The organism is Streptomyces sp. G45, assembly GCF_049542095.1.
GTDB lineage: Bacteria > Actinomycetota > Actinomycetes > Streptomycetales > Streptomycetaceae > Streptomyces.
Genome location: NZ_JBMUZU010000001.1, coordinates 2,870,362 through 2,885,900, shown reverse-complemented (window position 1 = coordinate 2,885,900; position 15,539 = coordinate 2,870,362). Strand labels below are relative to the sequence as shown.

Sequence of the window (15,539 nt, the reverse complement as noted above, 5' to 3'; positions counted from 1 at the left end):
GACTCTGCCGCCGTCCGGGCGACGTCAAATCGGGATGCGTACTCAGATGGCGCCTGAGTACCGTGACCCGGTGACCCCGCAGACCACCCTCCGCACGGCGCACACCGCCGACCTCGACCCGGCCGAACTGGCCGCCGCCCGCGCCCTGATGGACCTCGCCTTCGACGGCGACTTCACCGACGAGGACTGGGACCACGGCCTCGGCGGCGTGCACGCCCTCGTCCACGACGGCGACGGGCTGCTGCTCGCGCACGGCTCGGTCGTCCAGCGCCGCCTGCTGCACAACGGCCGCTCCCTGCGCGTCGGATACGTGGAGAACGTCGGCGTGCGGCCCGACCGGCAGCGGCAGGGCCTCGGTGGGCAGGTGATGACCGCCCTAGAGGGCGTCGTCGAGCGGGCCCACCACCTGGGGGTCCTCTCGCCGTCCGACGAGGGCGAGAAGCTGTACCTGGCGCACGGCTGGCAGCCGTGGACCGGCGCCGTCGGCACGCTCGGCCCCGAGGGCCCCGAGCTGATGCCCGACGAGGACCCGCCGATGCTGTGGGGCGCCGCCCCGGACCCGGCGCACCCGCTGCTCATCGACTGGCGCGACGGGGACGTGTACTAGGCCCCGCGTGCCCCGCGTGCCCCGCCCGCCCCGGCCGTCAGATGTCAGCCCTGCTCGGCGCCGTGCGCCCGCACGATCATCTTGCCCACGTTCTCGCCGCGCAGCATGCCGAGGAACGCGTCCACGATCCGGTCGAAGCCGTCCACCACCGTCTCGTCGAGCCCGATGCGGCCGCTCTGCAGGTGCGGCACCGCGAACTCGTACAGCTCCTGCCGCACGTCGTAGTAGTCGCGCACGAGGAAGCCCTCCATGCGCAGGCTCTTCTCCACGATCTCGGAGAGGTTGCGGGGCGCGGCGAGCGCCTGGGTGCTGTTGTACTGGGCGACGGTGCCGACGCGGACGATGCGGCCGCGGTCGCGCAGGCCCTCGATCGCCGCCTCCAGCTGCTCGCCGCCGACGTTGTCGACGTACAGGTCCACGCCGTCGGGCGCGTGCCGGGCGAGCAGCTCTGCGGCCGGTCCGTCGTGGTAGTCGAAGGCCGCGTCGTAGCCGACGCGCTCGGTGAGGTAGGCGACCTTCGCGGCCGAGCCCACGCTGCCGATGATCCGGCCCGCGCCCATGAGGCGGGCCAGCCGCCCGGTGGCCGTGCCGACGCCGCCCGCCGCCGCGGACACGAACAGGTCCTCGCCCTCGCGCAGCCGCGCGATCCGCGTCAGGCCGACGTACGCCGTCAGGCCCGTGCCGCCGAGGACGCTCAGGTGCGCCGACAGCGGCACTCCGTCGAAGCGCGGCACGCGGCGGACCTCGTCGGGCGTCACCAGCGCGTGCGTGCGCCAGCCCTTGCGGTGGAAGACGATCTCGCCCTCCGGCAGGTCCGGGGTGCGCGAGGCGGTGACCCGGCCGAGCGTGCGGCCCTCCAGGGGCGCGTTCAGCGCGAAGTCGCCGTCCATCATCTCGCGGTGGTACGGGTCCACGGACCAGTAGAGGTTCTCGACCAGGGCGGTGCCCGCGGCGGGCTCGGGGACCGGCGCCTCGACGAAGGCGAAGTGCGACGGCGTCGGGAAGCCGTGCGGGCGTGCGGTCTGCTGGACGGTGAGCGACAGGTCGGTGTGCGTGGTCATGGCCGCGACCGTACGGCGGGAATGCCCGCGCACGGCAGATGGTTCGGCTCATGGAACGCGCCGGACCATGAACGCCGCTCATAGGAGCAGGTGGAACGGGTGCGAACGCGTCAGAACGAGTGGCAGCGAGCAACACCGAGCAACAGCGGACAACGGCGAGCGCTCCATGGGGAGCGGTCGCGGGACGGGGAGTCAGAACCGGTGGCCGAACACGACCTCGCCCCGCACGAACTGCGGACCATCGTCGCCATAGCCGACACCGGCAGCTTCTCCGGCGCCGCCGGGTCGCTGCACCTGACGCAGTCGGCCGTCTCGCACTCGGTGCGCGGCACCGAGAAGAAGGTCGGCGCCGTGCTCTTCGAGCGCGGGCGCACCGGCGCGCGCCCCACCGCGGCGGGCGAGCGCGCCGTCGCCCACGCCCGGCGCGTCCTGCGGCTGCTCGACACCCTCGTCACCGAGGCGCGCGGCGCCGCCGAGGGCGGCGACGGCGGGGCCGCCCTCGCCGGGCCGCTGCGCATCGCGGCGTTCCGCAGCGCGGCCCTGCACCTGCTGCCGCCCGCGCTCGCGGCCCTGCGCGCCCGCCACCCCGGCATCGAGCCGGAGGTCCGCGTCGTGCGCGAGCTGGGCCGCGGCACCGCGGGCGAGGTCGCCGACGGGCGGGCCGACATCGGCATCGCCACGCTCGGCACCACCTCGCCGATCCCGCCGGGCCTCGTGGGCGGCACGCTCGTGGAGGAGCCGTACTCCTTCGTGCACCCGGCGGGCCACCCCGACCCGCGCTCGCTGCCGCTCGTCGACTGGGCCGAGAACTGCACCTCGTACACCCGCTCGTGGTGGGCGGACCAGGACTGGATCCCGCGGGCCACCGTGCAGACCGAGGACGACGGCGCGGTCCTGGCGATGGTGAGCGGCGGCCACGCCATGGCGATCATGCCCGCCCTGTCCCTGACCGGGGCGCCGCCGTCGGTCGAGGTCAGGGACCTCGGGCCCGGCCGTCCGACGCGTGCGGTCGGGTACGTCACCACGCCCGAGGGAGCCGGGACGCTGGCCGTGCGGGCGCTGATCAGGGAGCTGCGGGCGGCCGCTCCGACGGGGGCCGTCTCAAATAGTAGGAAGTCCGAGTAATTGTAGAGACAGGAAGCGGAACCTGGCTTAGCTTTGTAGGAGCCGAACGCGTCGCTTGATCAAGCGAGCGGCGGATGAGAGCCCGGCCCCGCGCAGGCGAACCCTGCGGCCCCGCTCCCCGCCCCTTCCGGCGTCTCGCACCTTCCGCAGCTCCGCGCTCCCGGATGCCCGAAATCTAAGGAGTCGATCCCTCATGGCCGAGACGACCGCCCGCCGAGTCCGCCACGCCTCCCGCACCACCGACGCCGAGCGCAAGAACGCCGCCGCCGCCCTCCAGCGCGCCCTCGACCGCCGGGACAACGGCGGCGAGACCGGTCACTGACCGCCCCGGACGATCTCGAAGCGGTCCACGCGCTCGCCGCTCTCGGCGAGCGCCGAGACCGTGAGCCTCGGCCGCGGCCCGGCCGCCGCCTCCACCGCGAGGAACGAGAAGCCGGTGTAGCGCACCCGCGACCACTCCACCGTGTCGGGGTCCGGCACCCGGGCCCTGGTCCAGTGGAACGTGACGATCGCGTCCCGGTCGCGGACGTGGCCCTCGTAGCTGTCCTTCACCCCGGCGGGGAAGCTGTACAGGTCCTTGCCCGCGCCGCCCGCGGTGACGTACACGATGCCGTCGCGCGTCGGGTCCGTCGACGCGCCGACGGGCACGGGCCTGCCGACCTCGCCGCCCTTGATGGCGTCGGTCCGTTCGTACACGTGGTTGTGGCCGTTGATCACCAGGTCCACCTGGTGCCTGGCGAACAGCGGCAGCCACGCGTCGCGCACCCCGCCGTCGGAGCCGTGCGTGGCCGTCGAGTACGCGCAGTGGTGGAAGAAGACCACGACGAAGTCGACGTCGTCGTCCGCGCGCAGCTCGCGCAGGCGCCGGTCCAGCCAGGCGGTCTGCCGACCGTCCGTGTAGCCCTTGTTGGCGGGGATCTCGTACGACACGTCGTTGGCGTCGAGCGCGACGACTCCGACGTTGCCGTACCGGAACGAGTACACGCCCGGCGCGTTCCGCGGGTCGAAGCCGTTGTCCGGCAGCGACCAGCGGGCGTACTGGCCGCCGTAGCCGTTCGGCGAGTACCAGGCCTCCATGTCGTGGTTGCCCGTCGTCACCATCCACGGCACCGACCGGGCGACGGTCTCCGTCTGCGCGAGGAACTGGTCCCACACGCGCGCGTCGTACCGGTCCGACTCCTTGCCGTGCCCGGTGGTGTCCGCGTAGCAGATGTCGCCCGCGTGCAGATGGAACGCCGGGTCCAGGCCCAGGATCAGCTGGTCGTTGGCGAGCGCGTCATAGCTGACGCCCTGGTCGCCGAAGGCCGTGAACACGAACCGCTCCGGGCGCGCCGGTGCCGTGCGGAACGAGCCGACCGTGGCCGCGCGCTCCGGTGACGCCGGGTCGAAGCCGTCGTGGCCGACGCCGTAGTAGTACGTCGTGCCGGGCTCCAGGCGGTCGAGGGCGGCGTGCAGGTAGTACTGCTCGACGGCGGGCAGCTTCTTCGACAGCGACGGCGTGTGCAGGTCCCGCACCTCCGCCGGGATCTTCCGGCCCAGGTCCCAGGGGGTCAGGCCGACGCGCACATACGGGGACCGCACCGCGAGCGGCACCTGCCAGGAGATCCGCATCTGGGTGCGCGGATCGGCGCCGAAGGCGAGGTGGCGGCCGAAAGGGGCCACGTGCCGACCGTCGACGCGCACCGGCCGCGCGCCCGGCGCCGCGAGGGGGCGCGCGCCACCCGCGCGCCCGGCGTACGCGCTGCCGGAGCTTCCGGCGAGCAGCCCCGCACCGCCCGCGACGCCCGCCGCCGCGAACGAACCGGCGAGCACGCGGCGCCGGGAGAGCCGTTCACGCAGGTAGGCGTGCTGCTCGGGCATGCTCATGCGCCGGGCGAGCCGCTCGGGTATGCCGACGTCGGGGGTCTCCATGGAGGGTGAAGTTCCCCGTTCCGCCCAACTCCCGCCGGGCGCCGGGGTGAACAGCGGCTGACCGCTCGGGAACCGTCCGTGGGCCACCCGAAGGGCTGTCCGCATCGCGGACACCACGTGTCATCCCCTGGGACTGGGAGTACGGTGCCGACATGTCTCGCAGCATCAATCTCGCAGTGATCCCCGGAGATGGGATCGGCCAGGAAGTCGTGGCCCAGGGGCTCAAGGTCCTCAACGCCGTCCTCCCGCAGGATGTGAAGCTGGAGACCAAGGAGTACGACTTCGGCGCCCGGCGGTACCACGCCACGGGGGAGACCCTCACCGACGCCGACCTCGCCGACCTGAGGAAGCACGACGCGATCCTGCTCGGCGCCATCGGCGACCCCTCGGTGCCCTCCGGGGTCCTGGAGCGCGGCTTCCTGCTGAAGCTCCGCTTCGCCTTCGACCACCACGTCAACCTCCGCCCCTCCAAGCTGCTTCCGGGCGTCGCGACGCCGCTCGCCGGGCAGCCGGAGATCGACTTCGTCGTCGTACGCGAAGGCACCGAGGGCCCCTACACGGGCAACGGCGGCACGATCCGCACGGGCACCCCGCACGAGGTCGCCACCGAGGTGTCGGTGAACACCGCGTACGGCGTGGAGCGCGTGGTCCGCGACGCCTTCGCCCGCGCCCAGGCCCGCCCCCGCAAGAAGCTCACCCTCGTCCACAAGAACAACGTCCTCGCCTACGCGGGACACCTGTGGACCAACGTCTTCAACGCGGTGGCCAAGGAGTTCCCCGAGGTCACCACCGACTACATCCACGTCGACGCCGCGACGATCTACCTGGTCACGGACCCCGGCCGGTTCGACGTGATCGTCACCGACAACCTCTTCGGCGACATCCTCACCGACCTCGCCGCGGCCGTCTCCGGCGGCATCGGCGTCGCGGCCTCCGGCAACATCAACCCCAGCCGCGAGTTCCCCTCGATGTTCGAGCCCGTGCACGGCTCGGCGCCCGACATCGCGGGCCAGGGCAAGGCCGACCCCACCGCGACGGTCCTGTCCGTGGCCCTGCTCCTGCGCCACCTCGGGTACGACGCCGAGGCGAGCCGGGTCGAGCAGGCCGTCGCCGCCGACCTCGGCGCCCGCGGCACCGCGCCTCGTACCACCGACGAGATCGGCGACGCGCTCGCCGTACGCGTGGCGGGCTGAACCGACAGCACCCCGCCCACCCGCGGGAGCCGCCGGGTTGCATCGGACACCCGGCGGCTTCTCGCCGCCCGCTACCGGGTGTCACCATCGGATCCCAGGGGCCGCGGACACCGCCGTTTCGACCACCCGGACCCACGAGCGATAATCGGACGTGGGGCCGCGACACGGCGCACGCCCGGACGTCGCCAGACGCGTCCGGCCTGAGCGCGGTCCGTCACACACGAACCGGTGAAGGACACGCAACCATGACGACGCCCACGATCGAGCTCAAGCCCTCCTCGACCCCGGCCTCCGCCGCGGAGCGCGAGGCGGTCCTCGCCAACCCCGGGTTCGGCCGCCACTTCACCGACCACATGGTGACCATCCGCTGGACCGAGGGCCGCGGCTGGCACGACGGCCAGCTCGTGCCCTACGGCCCCCTCTCGCTCGACCCGGCGACGAACGTCCTGCACTACGCGCAGGAGATCTTCGAGGGCATGAAGGCCTACCGCCAGCCCGACGGCTCGGTCGCCCTGTTCCGCCCCGAGGCCAACGCGCGCCGCTTCCAGTACTCCGCGCGCCGCCTCGCCATGCCGGAGCTGCCCGTCGACACGTTCATCGAGGCCTGTGACGCGCTGGTGCGCCAGGACATCGACTGGGTGCCCGCGCACGGCGGCGAGGAGTCGCTCTACCTGCGCCCGTTCATGATCGGGACCGAGGCCGGGCTCGGCGTGAAGCCCTCCAACGAGTACCTGTTCGTGGTCATCGCCTCCCCGGCCGGTGCCTACTTCCCCGGCGGCGTCAAGCCCGTCTCCATCTGGCTCTCCGAGGACCGCGTGCGGGCCGTGCCCGGCGGCATGGGCGACGCCAAGACCGGCGGCAACTACGCCGCGTCGCTGCTCGCGCAGGCCGAGGCCGCCGAGAAGGGCTGCGACCAGGTCGCCTACCTCGACGCCGTCGAGCACAAGTGGGTCGAGGAACTGGGCGGCATGAACCTGTACTTCGTGTACGGCGACAAGATCGTCACGCCCTCCCTGTCCGGGTCCATCCTGGAGGGCATCACCCGCGACTCCCTCCTCACCGTCGCCCGCGACCTCGGGTACGAGTCCGAGGAGGCGCGCGTCTCCATCGACCAGTGGCAGGCGGACAGCGAGTCCGGGGCGCTGACGGAGGTCTTCGCCTGCGGGACCGCGGCGGTGATCACTCCCGTCGGCACGGTCAAGTCGCGGCGCGGCGAGTGGACGCAGAGCGGCGGGGAGCCGGGGGAGGTCACCCTGCGGCTCCGAGAGGCGCTGCTGGACCTTCAGCGGGGGGTTGGCGAGGACCGCCACGGCTGGATGCACACGCTGGCGTAGGCGCCCAGCACCGCGTTCATCGGCGCTCCGCGCCTCGTCCTCAAACGCCGGACGGGCTTGATTGTCGCGCTGCGCGCTCGTCCTCAAGCGCCGGACGGGCTTTCCTCGCCCGCCCACCCCGATCGGGGTGGGCGGGCGAGGTTTTTCGTGGGGGCGGGGCCTAGGGGAATCAAGCCCGCCCGGCGTTTGAGGGCGAGGTGCGGAGCGCCGATTGGGTTTGAGCGGTGCTCTAAGGGGTGCGGCCAGGGGGTTACCTGAACCTGCCGGAAAGGTTAGAGTGCCGTTCAAACACGCGCCCCCGCGAGGAAAACGTGAGACTGACTCCCACCGAACGCGACCGCCTCCTTCTCTTCGGCGCCGCCGAGCTGGCCCGGGCCCGCAGGGCCAGGGGACTGCGGCTGAACGTGCCGGAGGCCACCGCCCTGATCGCCGACGAGGTGTGCGAGGCGGCCCGCGACGGCGCCCGCCTCGCCGAGGCCATCGCGCGGGCGCGGGCCCTCCTGGGCCCGGACGACGTGCTGCCCGGCGTCGCGGACATCGTCACCGAGGTGCACGTGGAGGCCGTCTTCGACGACGGGTCACGGCTCGCCGTGGTGCCCCGGCCGATCGGCGGGGAGAGGACGCCGCCGCCCCGGGCGCCCTGCTGCCGGGCCCCGCGCACGCGGACCCCGAGCCGGTCGCACGGCTCACCGTGCACAACACCGCCACCGTCCCGGTCTCCGTGACCTCGCACTTCCACTTCTTCGAGGCCAACCCCCGGCTCGACTTCGACCGGTCCGCCGCGTACGGCACGCGGCTCGCCGTCCCGGCCGGGTCATCCGTGCGGTTCGGCCCCGGCGAGCGCGTCGACGTCGGCCTCGTACCCCTCGGCGGCGACCGGATCGCGATCGGCTTCGCCGGGCTCGTCGACGGGCCCCTCGACGCGCCGGGCGCGAAGGACGAGGCGCTGCGCCGGGCCGCCGCCTGCGGATACCTGGGGGCCGACCGGTGAACCCGTACCAGTACGCCGCCACCCACGGCCCCCGCGCCGGGGACCGCGTCCGCCTCGGCGACAGCGGCCTGACCGTCCGCGTGGAGTCCGACGCGCAGAAGTACGGCGACGAATTCCTCGCCGGATTCGGCAAGACCGCACGCGACGGGCTGCACCTGAAGGCCGCCGCGGTGCGGGACACCTGCGACGTCGTGATCAGCAACGTGCTGGTGATCGACGCCGTGCAGGGGATACGGAAGGTGTCCATCGGCATCCGCGAGGGGCGGATCGCCGCCGTCGGGCGGGCCGGGAACCCGGACACCCTCGACGGCGTCGACGTCGTCGTCGGGACCGGCACCTCCATCGTCTCCGGCGAGGGGCTGATCGCCACGGCCGGGGCCGTGGACACCCACGTCCACCTGCTGTCGCCGCGCATCATGGAGGCCTCGCTCGCCTCCGGGGTGACCACGATCATCGGGCAGGAGTTCGGGCCCGTGTGGGGGGTGGGCGTCAACTCGCCCTGGGCGCTGCGGCACGCGTTCAACGCCTTCGACGCCTGGCCCGTCAACATCGGCTTCCTGGGCCGTGGTTCGTCGTCCCACCCGGCCCCGCTGGTCGAGGCGCTGGCCGAGGGCGGGGCGAGCGGCTTCAAGGTGCACGAGGACATGGGCGCCCACACCCGCGCCCTGGACACCGCGCTGCGCGTCGCCGAGGAGCACGACGTCCAAGTCGCCCTGCACAGCGACGGGCTGAACGAGTGCCTGTCCGTGGAGGACACCCTGAAGGTCCTGGAGGGGCGGACCATCCACGCCTTCCACATCGAGGGCTGCGGCGGCGGCCACGTGCCGAACGTGCTGAAGATGGCGGGCGTGCCGAACGTCATCGGCTCCTCCACCAACCCCACGCTGCCCTTCGGCCGCGACGCGGTCGCCGAGCACTACGGGATGATCGTCTCCGTACACGACCTGAAGACCGAGCTGCCGGGCGACGCCGCCATGGCGCGGGACCGCATCCGCGCCGGGACCATGGGCGCCGAGGACGTCCTGCACGACCTCGGCGCCATCGGGATCACCTCGTCCGACGCGCAGGGCATGGGCCGCGCCGGGGAGACCGTGCGCCGCACCTTCGCCATGGCCGGGAAGATGAAGGCCGAGCTGGGCCCGCTGGAGGGCGACGGGCCCGACGACGACAACGCGCGCGTCCTGCGGTACATCGCCAAGCTCACCCTCAACCCCGCCATCGCGCACGGCCTCGCCCACGAGGTCGGCTCCATCGAACCCGGCAAGCTCGCCGACATCGTGCTGTGGCGCCCCGAGTTCTTCGGCGCCAAGCCGCAGCTCGTACTGAAGGCGGGCTTCCCCGCGTACGGCGTCGTCGGCGACCCCAACGCCGCCACCGACACCTGCGAACCCCTTGTCCTCGGCCCCCAGTTCGGGGCGCACGGCGCGACCGCGGCCGAGCTGTCCGTGGCCTTCGTCGCCCGCGCCGCCCTCGACCAGGGCCATGACCTCATGCCCACCCGGCGCCGCCGCGTCGCCGTGCGCGGCACCCGCGGCATCGGCCCCGCCGACCTGCGCCTGAACTCCCGCACCGGCGCCGTCGACGTCCACCAGCGCACCGGCCTGGTCACCCTCGACGGCGACCCGCTGCGCTCCGAGCCCGCCGACTCGGTCCCCCTGAACCGCCTGTACTTCCTCTGAGGACGCCACCGATGACCCTGTACATGCCCCCGGAGTGGGCCCCGCACGAGCGCACCTGGATGGCCTGGCCCGGCCCCAACCCCACCTTCGCCACCCCCGACGACCTCGACGCGGCCCGCCGGGCGTGGGCGTCCGTCGCCCGCGCCGTACGCCGCTTCGAACCCGTCACCATGGTCTGCGGCCCCGGCCAGGCCGCGTCCGCCCGCGCGCTCCTCGGCCCCGGCGTGGAGCTGGTGGAGCGGGAGCTGGACGACGCCTGGATGCGCGACATCGGCCCCACCTTCGTACGCGACACGGCGACCGGCCGTCTCGCCGCCGTGGACTGGACGTTCAACGGCTGGGGCGCCCAGGAGTGGGCCCGCTGGGAGCACGACGCGAAGGTCGCCCGGCACGTCGCCGACCTCGTCGGCGCCCCCGTGCACAGCACGCCCCTGGTCAACGAGGGCGGCGGCATCCACGTCGACGGCGAGGGCACCGTCCTGCTCACCGAGACCGTCCAGCTCGGCCCCGAGCGCAACCCCGGCTGGACCAGGGAGCGCGTGGAGGCCGAGATCCACGCCCACCTGGGGACGCGCAAGGCCATCTGGCTGCCGCGCGGCCTCACCGCCGACTACCCCGGGCACGGCTTCGGTACCCTCGGCCACGTCGACATCGTCGCCGCGTTCGCCGCGCCCGGCGTCGTCCTCGTCCACAGCCAGCGGGACCCCGCCCACCCCGACTTCGAGGTCAGCCGGGAGGTCGCCGGGCTGCTGCGGGCCCAGACCGACGCCCGCGGCCGGGCCCTCGACGTCGTGGAGGTGCCCGCGCCGACCGCCCTCGCCGACGACGACGGCTGGGTCGACCACTCGTATATCAACCACTACCTGTGCGACGGCGGCGTCGTCCTGTGCGCCTTCGACGACCCGCACGACGAGCTGGCCGCGGGCATCTTCCGGCGGCTGTTCCCCGACCGGACCGTGACTCTCGTCGACGCCCGTACGATCTTCGCGGGCGGCGGCGGCATCCACTGCGTCACCCAGCAGCAGCCCAGGATCTAGGAGTACGGGAGTACGGATGGCCGGTGCGCGCAGGAACGCGCCCCCGCGCGAGGACGTCCTCGCCGCCGCCATGGAGATGATCGCCGAGCGCGGCCTGGAGAAGCTCACCATGGCCGCGCTCGGCCGCGAGGTCGGCATGAGCAGCGGCCACCTCCTGTACTACTTCGGCTCCAAGGACGAGCTGCTGCTGCGCACCCTGGAGTGGAGCGAGGGCCGCCTCGGGGCCGAGCGGCGCCGACTGCTCGCCCGCGACACCACGGCCTGCGAGCGCCTGGAGGCGTACGTCGACCTGTACGTGCCCCGCGGCCACCGCGACCCGCACTGGACCCTCTGGCTGGAGGTGTGGAACCGCTCGCTCGGCGCCGACGCGGGCGCCCGCGAACGGCAGGCCGCCATCGAGGGCGCCTGGCACCGCGACCTGGTCGCGCTGCTCGCGGAGGGCGCCTCACGGGGCGAGTTCCGCGCCGTCGACCCGGACCGCGTCGCCACCCGGCTGCGGGCGCTCCTCGACGGCCTGAGCATCCAGCTGGCCATCGGCCTGCGCGGCACGGAACGGGGTCAAGTCCTCGGCCACGCAAGGGAGTTCGTCGCCGATTCGCTCGGTGGCGGGAAGTAGCCGGGCCCGCGCGGGCGACGACGGGACGGGCGTGCGGGTGGTACGCCAGACGTCCGATTGACCCGTACCCGGTGGTGCGCTTGTATCCCTCGGGGGCCCTCGGTGTCGGGCCGGGGCAACGCGCTCTGGGGGGATCGATGTCCTGTGCCGGACGGGTGTGCCGAGGCGCAGCCAGCGGACGTGCCGCACGCGGCCCCGCGGCTCGGCGCACGACCACCGCCGTGGCCCTCGCGCTCGCCGTCACCGTCCTCGCCGGGGCCGCCCTCGCCGGGGCCGCCCTCCCCGTCGCCGCGCTCGCGACCGCCCACGCGGACGCGTCCGGCGAGCCGCCCGCGCCGCGCGTGGCGCGCCTGTCCGTGGCCGCCGACGGCGGGCAGGCCGACGGTCCCTCCGGCTCCCCGGTCATCAGCGCCGACGGCCGGGTCGCCGCGTTCACCTCCGCCGCCACCAACCTCGTCCCCGGCGACACCAACGGCCGCCCCGACCTGTTCGTACGGAATCTGCGCCACGGCACGACCCAGCACGTCACCGACCCCCACGGCGAGCCGTCCTCGCCCGCGCTCAGCGCCGGTGGACGCTACCTCGCCTACACCGCCCAGGACGGCGCCACGTCCGCCGTCATCGTCCGGGACCTGCGCACCGGCCGCACCGAGCGCGCCGACGTCGACCTGTCCATGGAGCACGAGAACGGCCACGCGCCCGCCCTGTCCGCCGACGGCCGCACCGTCGCCTTCGCCGTCACCAGCACCGAGCCGGGCGACACCGGCGGCGCCGCCGTCTACCTGCGCGACCTGCGCGCCGGGCGCACCGAGCGCGTCAGCTTCCCCGTCCCCACCGGCCAGGGCTTCCGCAGCTTCCGCGCCCCCACCCTCTCCGCCGACGGCCGCACGGTCGCCTACCAGTTCGCGCACGGCACCCCGCCGCGCGGCGACTGGTCCGACCTGTACGTCCACGACCGCGACACCGGCGGCGAGACCCAGGCCGACACCACCCCCGACGGCGCCCCCGCGGACGGCGCCGCCACCGACCCGCTGCTCAGCGCCGACGGCACCACGCTCGCCTTCACCTCCGGCGCGTCCAACCTGGTGCCGGGCACCGACCCCAACGACAGCGTCAACCCGTTCGTCCGCGATCTGCGCACCGGCACCGTCACCCGCGTCGACGCCGTCGACCCGGGGCCCGAGGGCGTGCTGTCCGCCGACGGGATCTCCGCCGACGGGACGAAGCTGCTGCTCGACACCTGGCCGGTGCTGACCACCGACGACGCGGAGTTCGTCCGCGACCTGCGCACCGGCGCCCACACCCTGGTCTCCCCGGACCGGGAGGGGCGCCCCGCCAACGCCGTGGCCGCGCGCATGGACGCCCGCGCGCGGACCGTCGTCTTCGCCGGGTCCGACGAGGAGCACTTCGTCGCCGGTGACACCAACGGCGTCCCGGACGTGTTCGTCCGTACGCCGCGCTAGGCACTGCCCGGCCCACCCAGCCCCACGGGCCACCCCGCGCCATCCCTGAACCATCCCTGAGGCACGCCAGAGCCATCCCTGAGCCACCCCTGAGCCAGCCCGCACGGGCCATCCATGAGCCACGCCAGGAGGCAGTCGATGACCAGCAGCACGACGCACCCGACCGGCGTCAGCAGAGCCGCGCTCGCGGCCGCGCTCACCGCCCTGCTCACCACCGGCGGCCTGAGTGCCGCCCACGCCGAGCCGCCCGTGGCGCCCGCGGGGGCGCCCCGCGTGGAGCGCGTCTCCGTCGCCGCCGACGGCACCGAGGGCAACGGCGGCTCCTCCCACGGCAGACTCTCCCGCAACGGCGCCTTCACGCTGTTCAGCAGCGCGGCCACCAACCTCACGCCGGAGCCCACGCCCCGCCCGCCCGGCCCGGTGCACCTGCGCGACAACGCCACCGGCGAGATCACCCGCATCCGCGAGTCCCTCCAGGACCCGGCCGTCAGCGACGACGGCCGGTACGTCACCTACCTGGGCTGGGGCAGCCACACCACCAACGTGAAGCTCGTCAACCTGGAGACCGGCCAGACCATGATCATCAGGCATGGCTCGTCCAAGGCCGGGTCCGGCCAGGCCGTGATGAGCGCCGACGGCCGCTACATCGCCTTCCGGCAGAACAGCGAACACCCCCAGGACCCGGACCGCGTCGAGGTCTACGACCAGGAGACCGGCACCTACGAGGTCGTCAGCGACGGCCCGCCGGTCTCCGACCGCGACATGGTGCAGCCCGCCATCAGCGCCGACGGCCGCTACGTCGCCTACCGCGACAGCAAGACCGGCGACGTCTGGCTCACGGACCGCCAGAGCGGCACCCGCACCCGCGTCGACGACGGCGGTTCCAGCCAGCTCGTCCAGCTCAGCGACGACGGCCGCGTCATCGCCGTCAACGCGGCCGACGGCGCCTACGTACGCGACGTACGCACCGGGGAGACCACCCGCTTCCCGGGCAAGCGGGCCGCCGCCCTCAGCCCGGACGGCCGCCGTCTGCTCTACCAGGACGCCGGGCCCACGGCCTACTCCGAGCTGCGGCTGCGCCATCTGCCGAGCGGCAAGGAGACCGTCGTGCACGGCCACGCGCGGGGCGTGCCCGGCGCGCTCGCCGACAAGGGCCGCGTCGTCTTCGACAGCGACGCCGCCGACGTCGTCCCCGGCGACACCAACGGCGTGCCCGACGTGTTCCAGTGGAGCGCCCGTTGAGGGGCCCGGCCAGTCGCCGCCGTGCGCTGACCCTGCTGAGCGCGGCCCTGGTCGCCGCGCTCGGCGCCACCGCCGTGCCCGCCGCCGGGGCCGGTCCGCGCGCGCCGGGCACCGAGCGGGTCAGCGTCACCGCCGACGGCGGCCAGGCCGACGGCCCCTCGGAGAACGCCGCGCTCAGCGGCGACGGGCGGCACGTCGCGTTCGTGTCCCGGGCGCCCGCCTTCGGCTGCGGCGGCTTCTTCGCCTGCCTGCGCCTCAAAGACCTGCGCACCGGCGAGGTCACCGGCGTCGAGCAGGACGGCTACTGGGCGGGCGCCCCGCTGCTCAGCCACGACGGCGGGCGCGTCGCCTACGCCGTGGGCCGCAGGTTCCCCCAGCCCTACCTGTACGACGCGGCCACCGGCACCGCCGAGCGCCTGTGGCCCGCGGACCCGCCCGGCTTCAATGAGCTGGGCGCCCCCGGCTCCCTCAGCCCGGACGGCACCCACGTCACGTACACCCTCGGCAACCGGCACGGCAACGCCTCCGCGCACCTGCTGTACGTCCGCGACACCGCCACCGGCACCGACGAGCTGATCTCCCCGCCGGAGGAGGGCCAGAAGCACGCGTCGTCGGTCAGCGGCGACGGCGGCCTGGTGGCCTACCAGATCCGCCGCGACGACGACCAGGCAGACGACCAGGCGGACGTCCTCCTCAAGGACCGCGGCACGGGCGCGCGCACCCAGGTGGACACCGGTCGCGGCACGGCGGCCCTGGTGCGGATCAGCGAGGACGGCCGCCGCGTCCTGTTCAACGCCGACGACGGCCTGTACGTCCACACCGTGCGCACCGGCGCCACCGAGCGCGTCGCCCCCGAGCAGGCCCTCTCGGCCTCCGCCGACGGGCGGCACGTGGTGGTCGCCGGGGACGCGGGCCCGCTCCTCGTGGACCTGCGCACGGGGAAGCGCACCCCGGCCGGACCGCCGGACGCCCGCGTCGGCCCCACCGCGGTGACCGCCCACGGCAAGGCGCTGGCGTTCAGCTCGGCCGCCGCGGACCTGGTGCCGGGCGACACGAACGGCGCGGTGGACGTCTTCGTACGCGAACTGAGCCCGTCCGGCGTTTGAGGACGAGGCGCGAAGCGCCAAAGAAGGGGAAAGGGGCGGAGCCCCATCCGAAGCGGGGCGCGGGGCGGCAAGCCCCGGGAGCCCAGCCAGGGGCCCGCATGCTGAGACGCCACACCCGCGCGCCGCGCGGGTGTGGCATGGTGCCTCCATGCTCGTGTTCGCCATGATTATTGG

13 protein-coding genes and 1 pseudogene are annotated in these 15,539 nt (G+C 74.0%); 12 read left to right on the top strand and 2 right to left on the bottom strand.

Annotated features, from left to right (window positions below; all coding sequences use genetic code 11):
- Positions 1-46 precede the first annotated feature (46 nt).
- Positions 47-607 (top strand): GNAT family N-acetyltransferase, encoded by a 561-nt coding sequence (locus tag ACOBQU_RS11450; protein ID WP_423626315.1) that lies wholly within the window; start codon positions 47-49, stop codon positions 605-607.
- A gap of 44 nt (positions 608-651) precedes the next feature.
- Here the strand turns inward: ACOBQU_RS11450 and ACOBQU_RS11445 are convergent, their stop codons facing one another.
- On the bottom strand, positions 652-1,668 hold the full coding sequence (locus ACOBQU_RS11445; protein ID WP_423626313.1) for an NADP-dependent oxidoreductase: 1,017 nt from the start codon (positions 1,666-1,668) through the stop codon (positions 652-654).
- A 201-nt stretch (positions 1,669-1,869) separates the two neighbouring features.
- Between ACOBQU_RS11445 and ACOBQU_RS11440 the strand changes: the two genes are divergently transcribed.
- Both ACOBQU_RS11440 and ACOBQU_RS11435 read left to right on the top strand, forming a co-directional pair.
- Positions 1,870-2,793 carry a LysR family transcriptional regulator gene (locus ACOBQU_RS11440; protein ID WP_423626311.1) on the top strand — a complete coding sequence of 308 codons (924 nt, stop codon included), beginning with the start codon at positions 1,870-1,872 and terminating at the stop codon, positions 2,791-2,793.
- Positions 2,794-2,986: 193 nt separating this feature from the next.
- A complete protein-coding gene (locus tag ACOBQU_RS11435; RefSeq protein WP_423626310.1) occupies positions 2,987-3,115 on the top strand; it encodes a hypothetical protein in 129 nt (42 codons plus the stop codon).
- Here the strand turns inward: ACOBQU_RS11435 and ACOBQU_RS11430 are convergent.
- Complete coding sequence (locus ACOBQU_RS11430) at positions 3,109-4,704, bottom strand: purple acid phosphatase family protein (RefSeq protein WP_423626308.1); 1,596 nt, start codon at positions 4,702-4,704, stop codon at positions 3,109-3,111. The two genes, ACOBQU_RS11435 and ACOBQU_RS11430, sit on opposite strands and share 7 nt — an antisense overlap.
- A gap of 152 nt (positions 4,705-4,856) precedes the next feature.
- On the opposite strand from ACOBQU_RS11430, the gene ACOBQU_RS11425 reads away from it, so the two are divergent.
- The 9 genes and pseudogenes from ACOBQU_RS11425 to ACOBQU_RS11385 all read left to right on the top strand — a co-directional run bounded on the left by ACOBQU_RS11425 (position 4,857) and on the right by ACOBQU_RS11385 (position 15,365).
- Positions 4,857-5,897 carry a 3-isopropylmalate dehydrogenase gene (locus ACOBQU_RS11425; RefSeq protein ID WP_423626307.1) on the top strand — a complete coding sequence of 347 codons (1,041 nt, stop codon included), beginning with the start codon at positions 4,857-4,859 and terminating at the stop codon, positions 5,895-5,897.
- 245 nt (positions 5,898-6,142) lie between these two features.
- Complete coding sequence (locus tag ACOBQU_RS11420) at positions 6,143-7,231, top strand: branched-chain amino acid aminotransferase (protein ID WP_423626306.1); 1,089 nt, start codon at positions 6,143-6,145, stop codon at positions 7,229-7,231.
- Positions 7,232-7,542: 311 nt separating this feature from the next.
- A pseudogene (gene ureA, locus ACOBQU_RS11415) lies at positions 7,543-8,222 on the top strand (urease subunit gamma).
- Positions 8,195-9,901, top strand: a complete 1,707-nt coding sequence (locus ACOBQU_RS11410) for an urease subunit alpha (RefSeq protein ID WP_423634406.1) — start codon at positions 8,195-8,197, stop codon at positions 9,899-9,901. Before ureA ends, ACOBQU_RS11410 begins: the two are co-directional and overlap by 28 nt.
- Positions 9,902-9,912: 11 nt before the next feature.
- Positions 9,913-10,938: an agmatine deiminase family protein gene (locus tag ACOBQU_RS11405; protein ID WP_423626304.1), complete on the top strand. Its 1,026-nt coding sequence runs from the start codon at positions 9,913-9,915 to the stop codon at positions 10,936-10,938.
- 16 nt (positions 10,939-10,954) lie between these two features.
- Positions 10,955-11,554 carry a TetR/AcrR family transcriptional regulator gene (locus ACOBQU_RS11400; RefSeq protein ID WP_423626302.1) on the top strand — a complete coding sequence of 200 codons (600 nt, stop codon included), beginning with the start codon at positions 10,955-10,957 and terminating at the stop codon, positions 11,552-11,554.
- 221 nt (positions 11,555-11,775) lie between these two features.
- Positions 11,776-13,017, top strand: coding sequence for a TolB family protein (locus tag ACOBQU_RS11395; protein WP_423626300.1), 1,242 nt, complete (start codon positions 11,776-11,778; stop codon positions 13,015-13,017).
- 138 nt (positions 13,018-13,155) lie between these two features.
- Positions 13,156-14,259 (top strand): TolB family protein, encoded by a 1,104-nt coding sequence (locus ACOBQU_RS11390; RefSeq protein WP_423626299.1) that lies wholly within the window; start codon positions 13,156-13,158, stop codon positions 14,257-14,259.
- On the top strand, positions 14,256-15,365 hold the full coding sequence (locus tag ACOBQU_RS11385; protein ID WP_423626297.1) for a TolB family protein: 1,110 nt from the start codon (positions 14,256-14,258) through the stop codon (positions 15,363-15,365). Before ACOBQU_RS11390 ends, ACOBQU_RS11385 begins: the two co-directional genes overlap by 4 nt.
- Positions 15,366-15,539 lie beyond the last annotated feature (174 nt).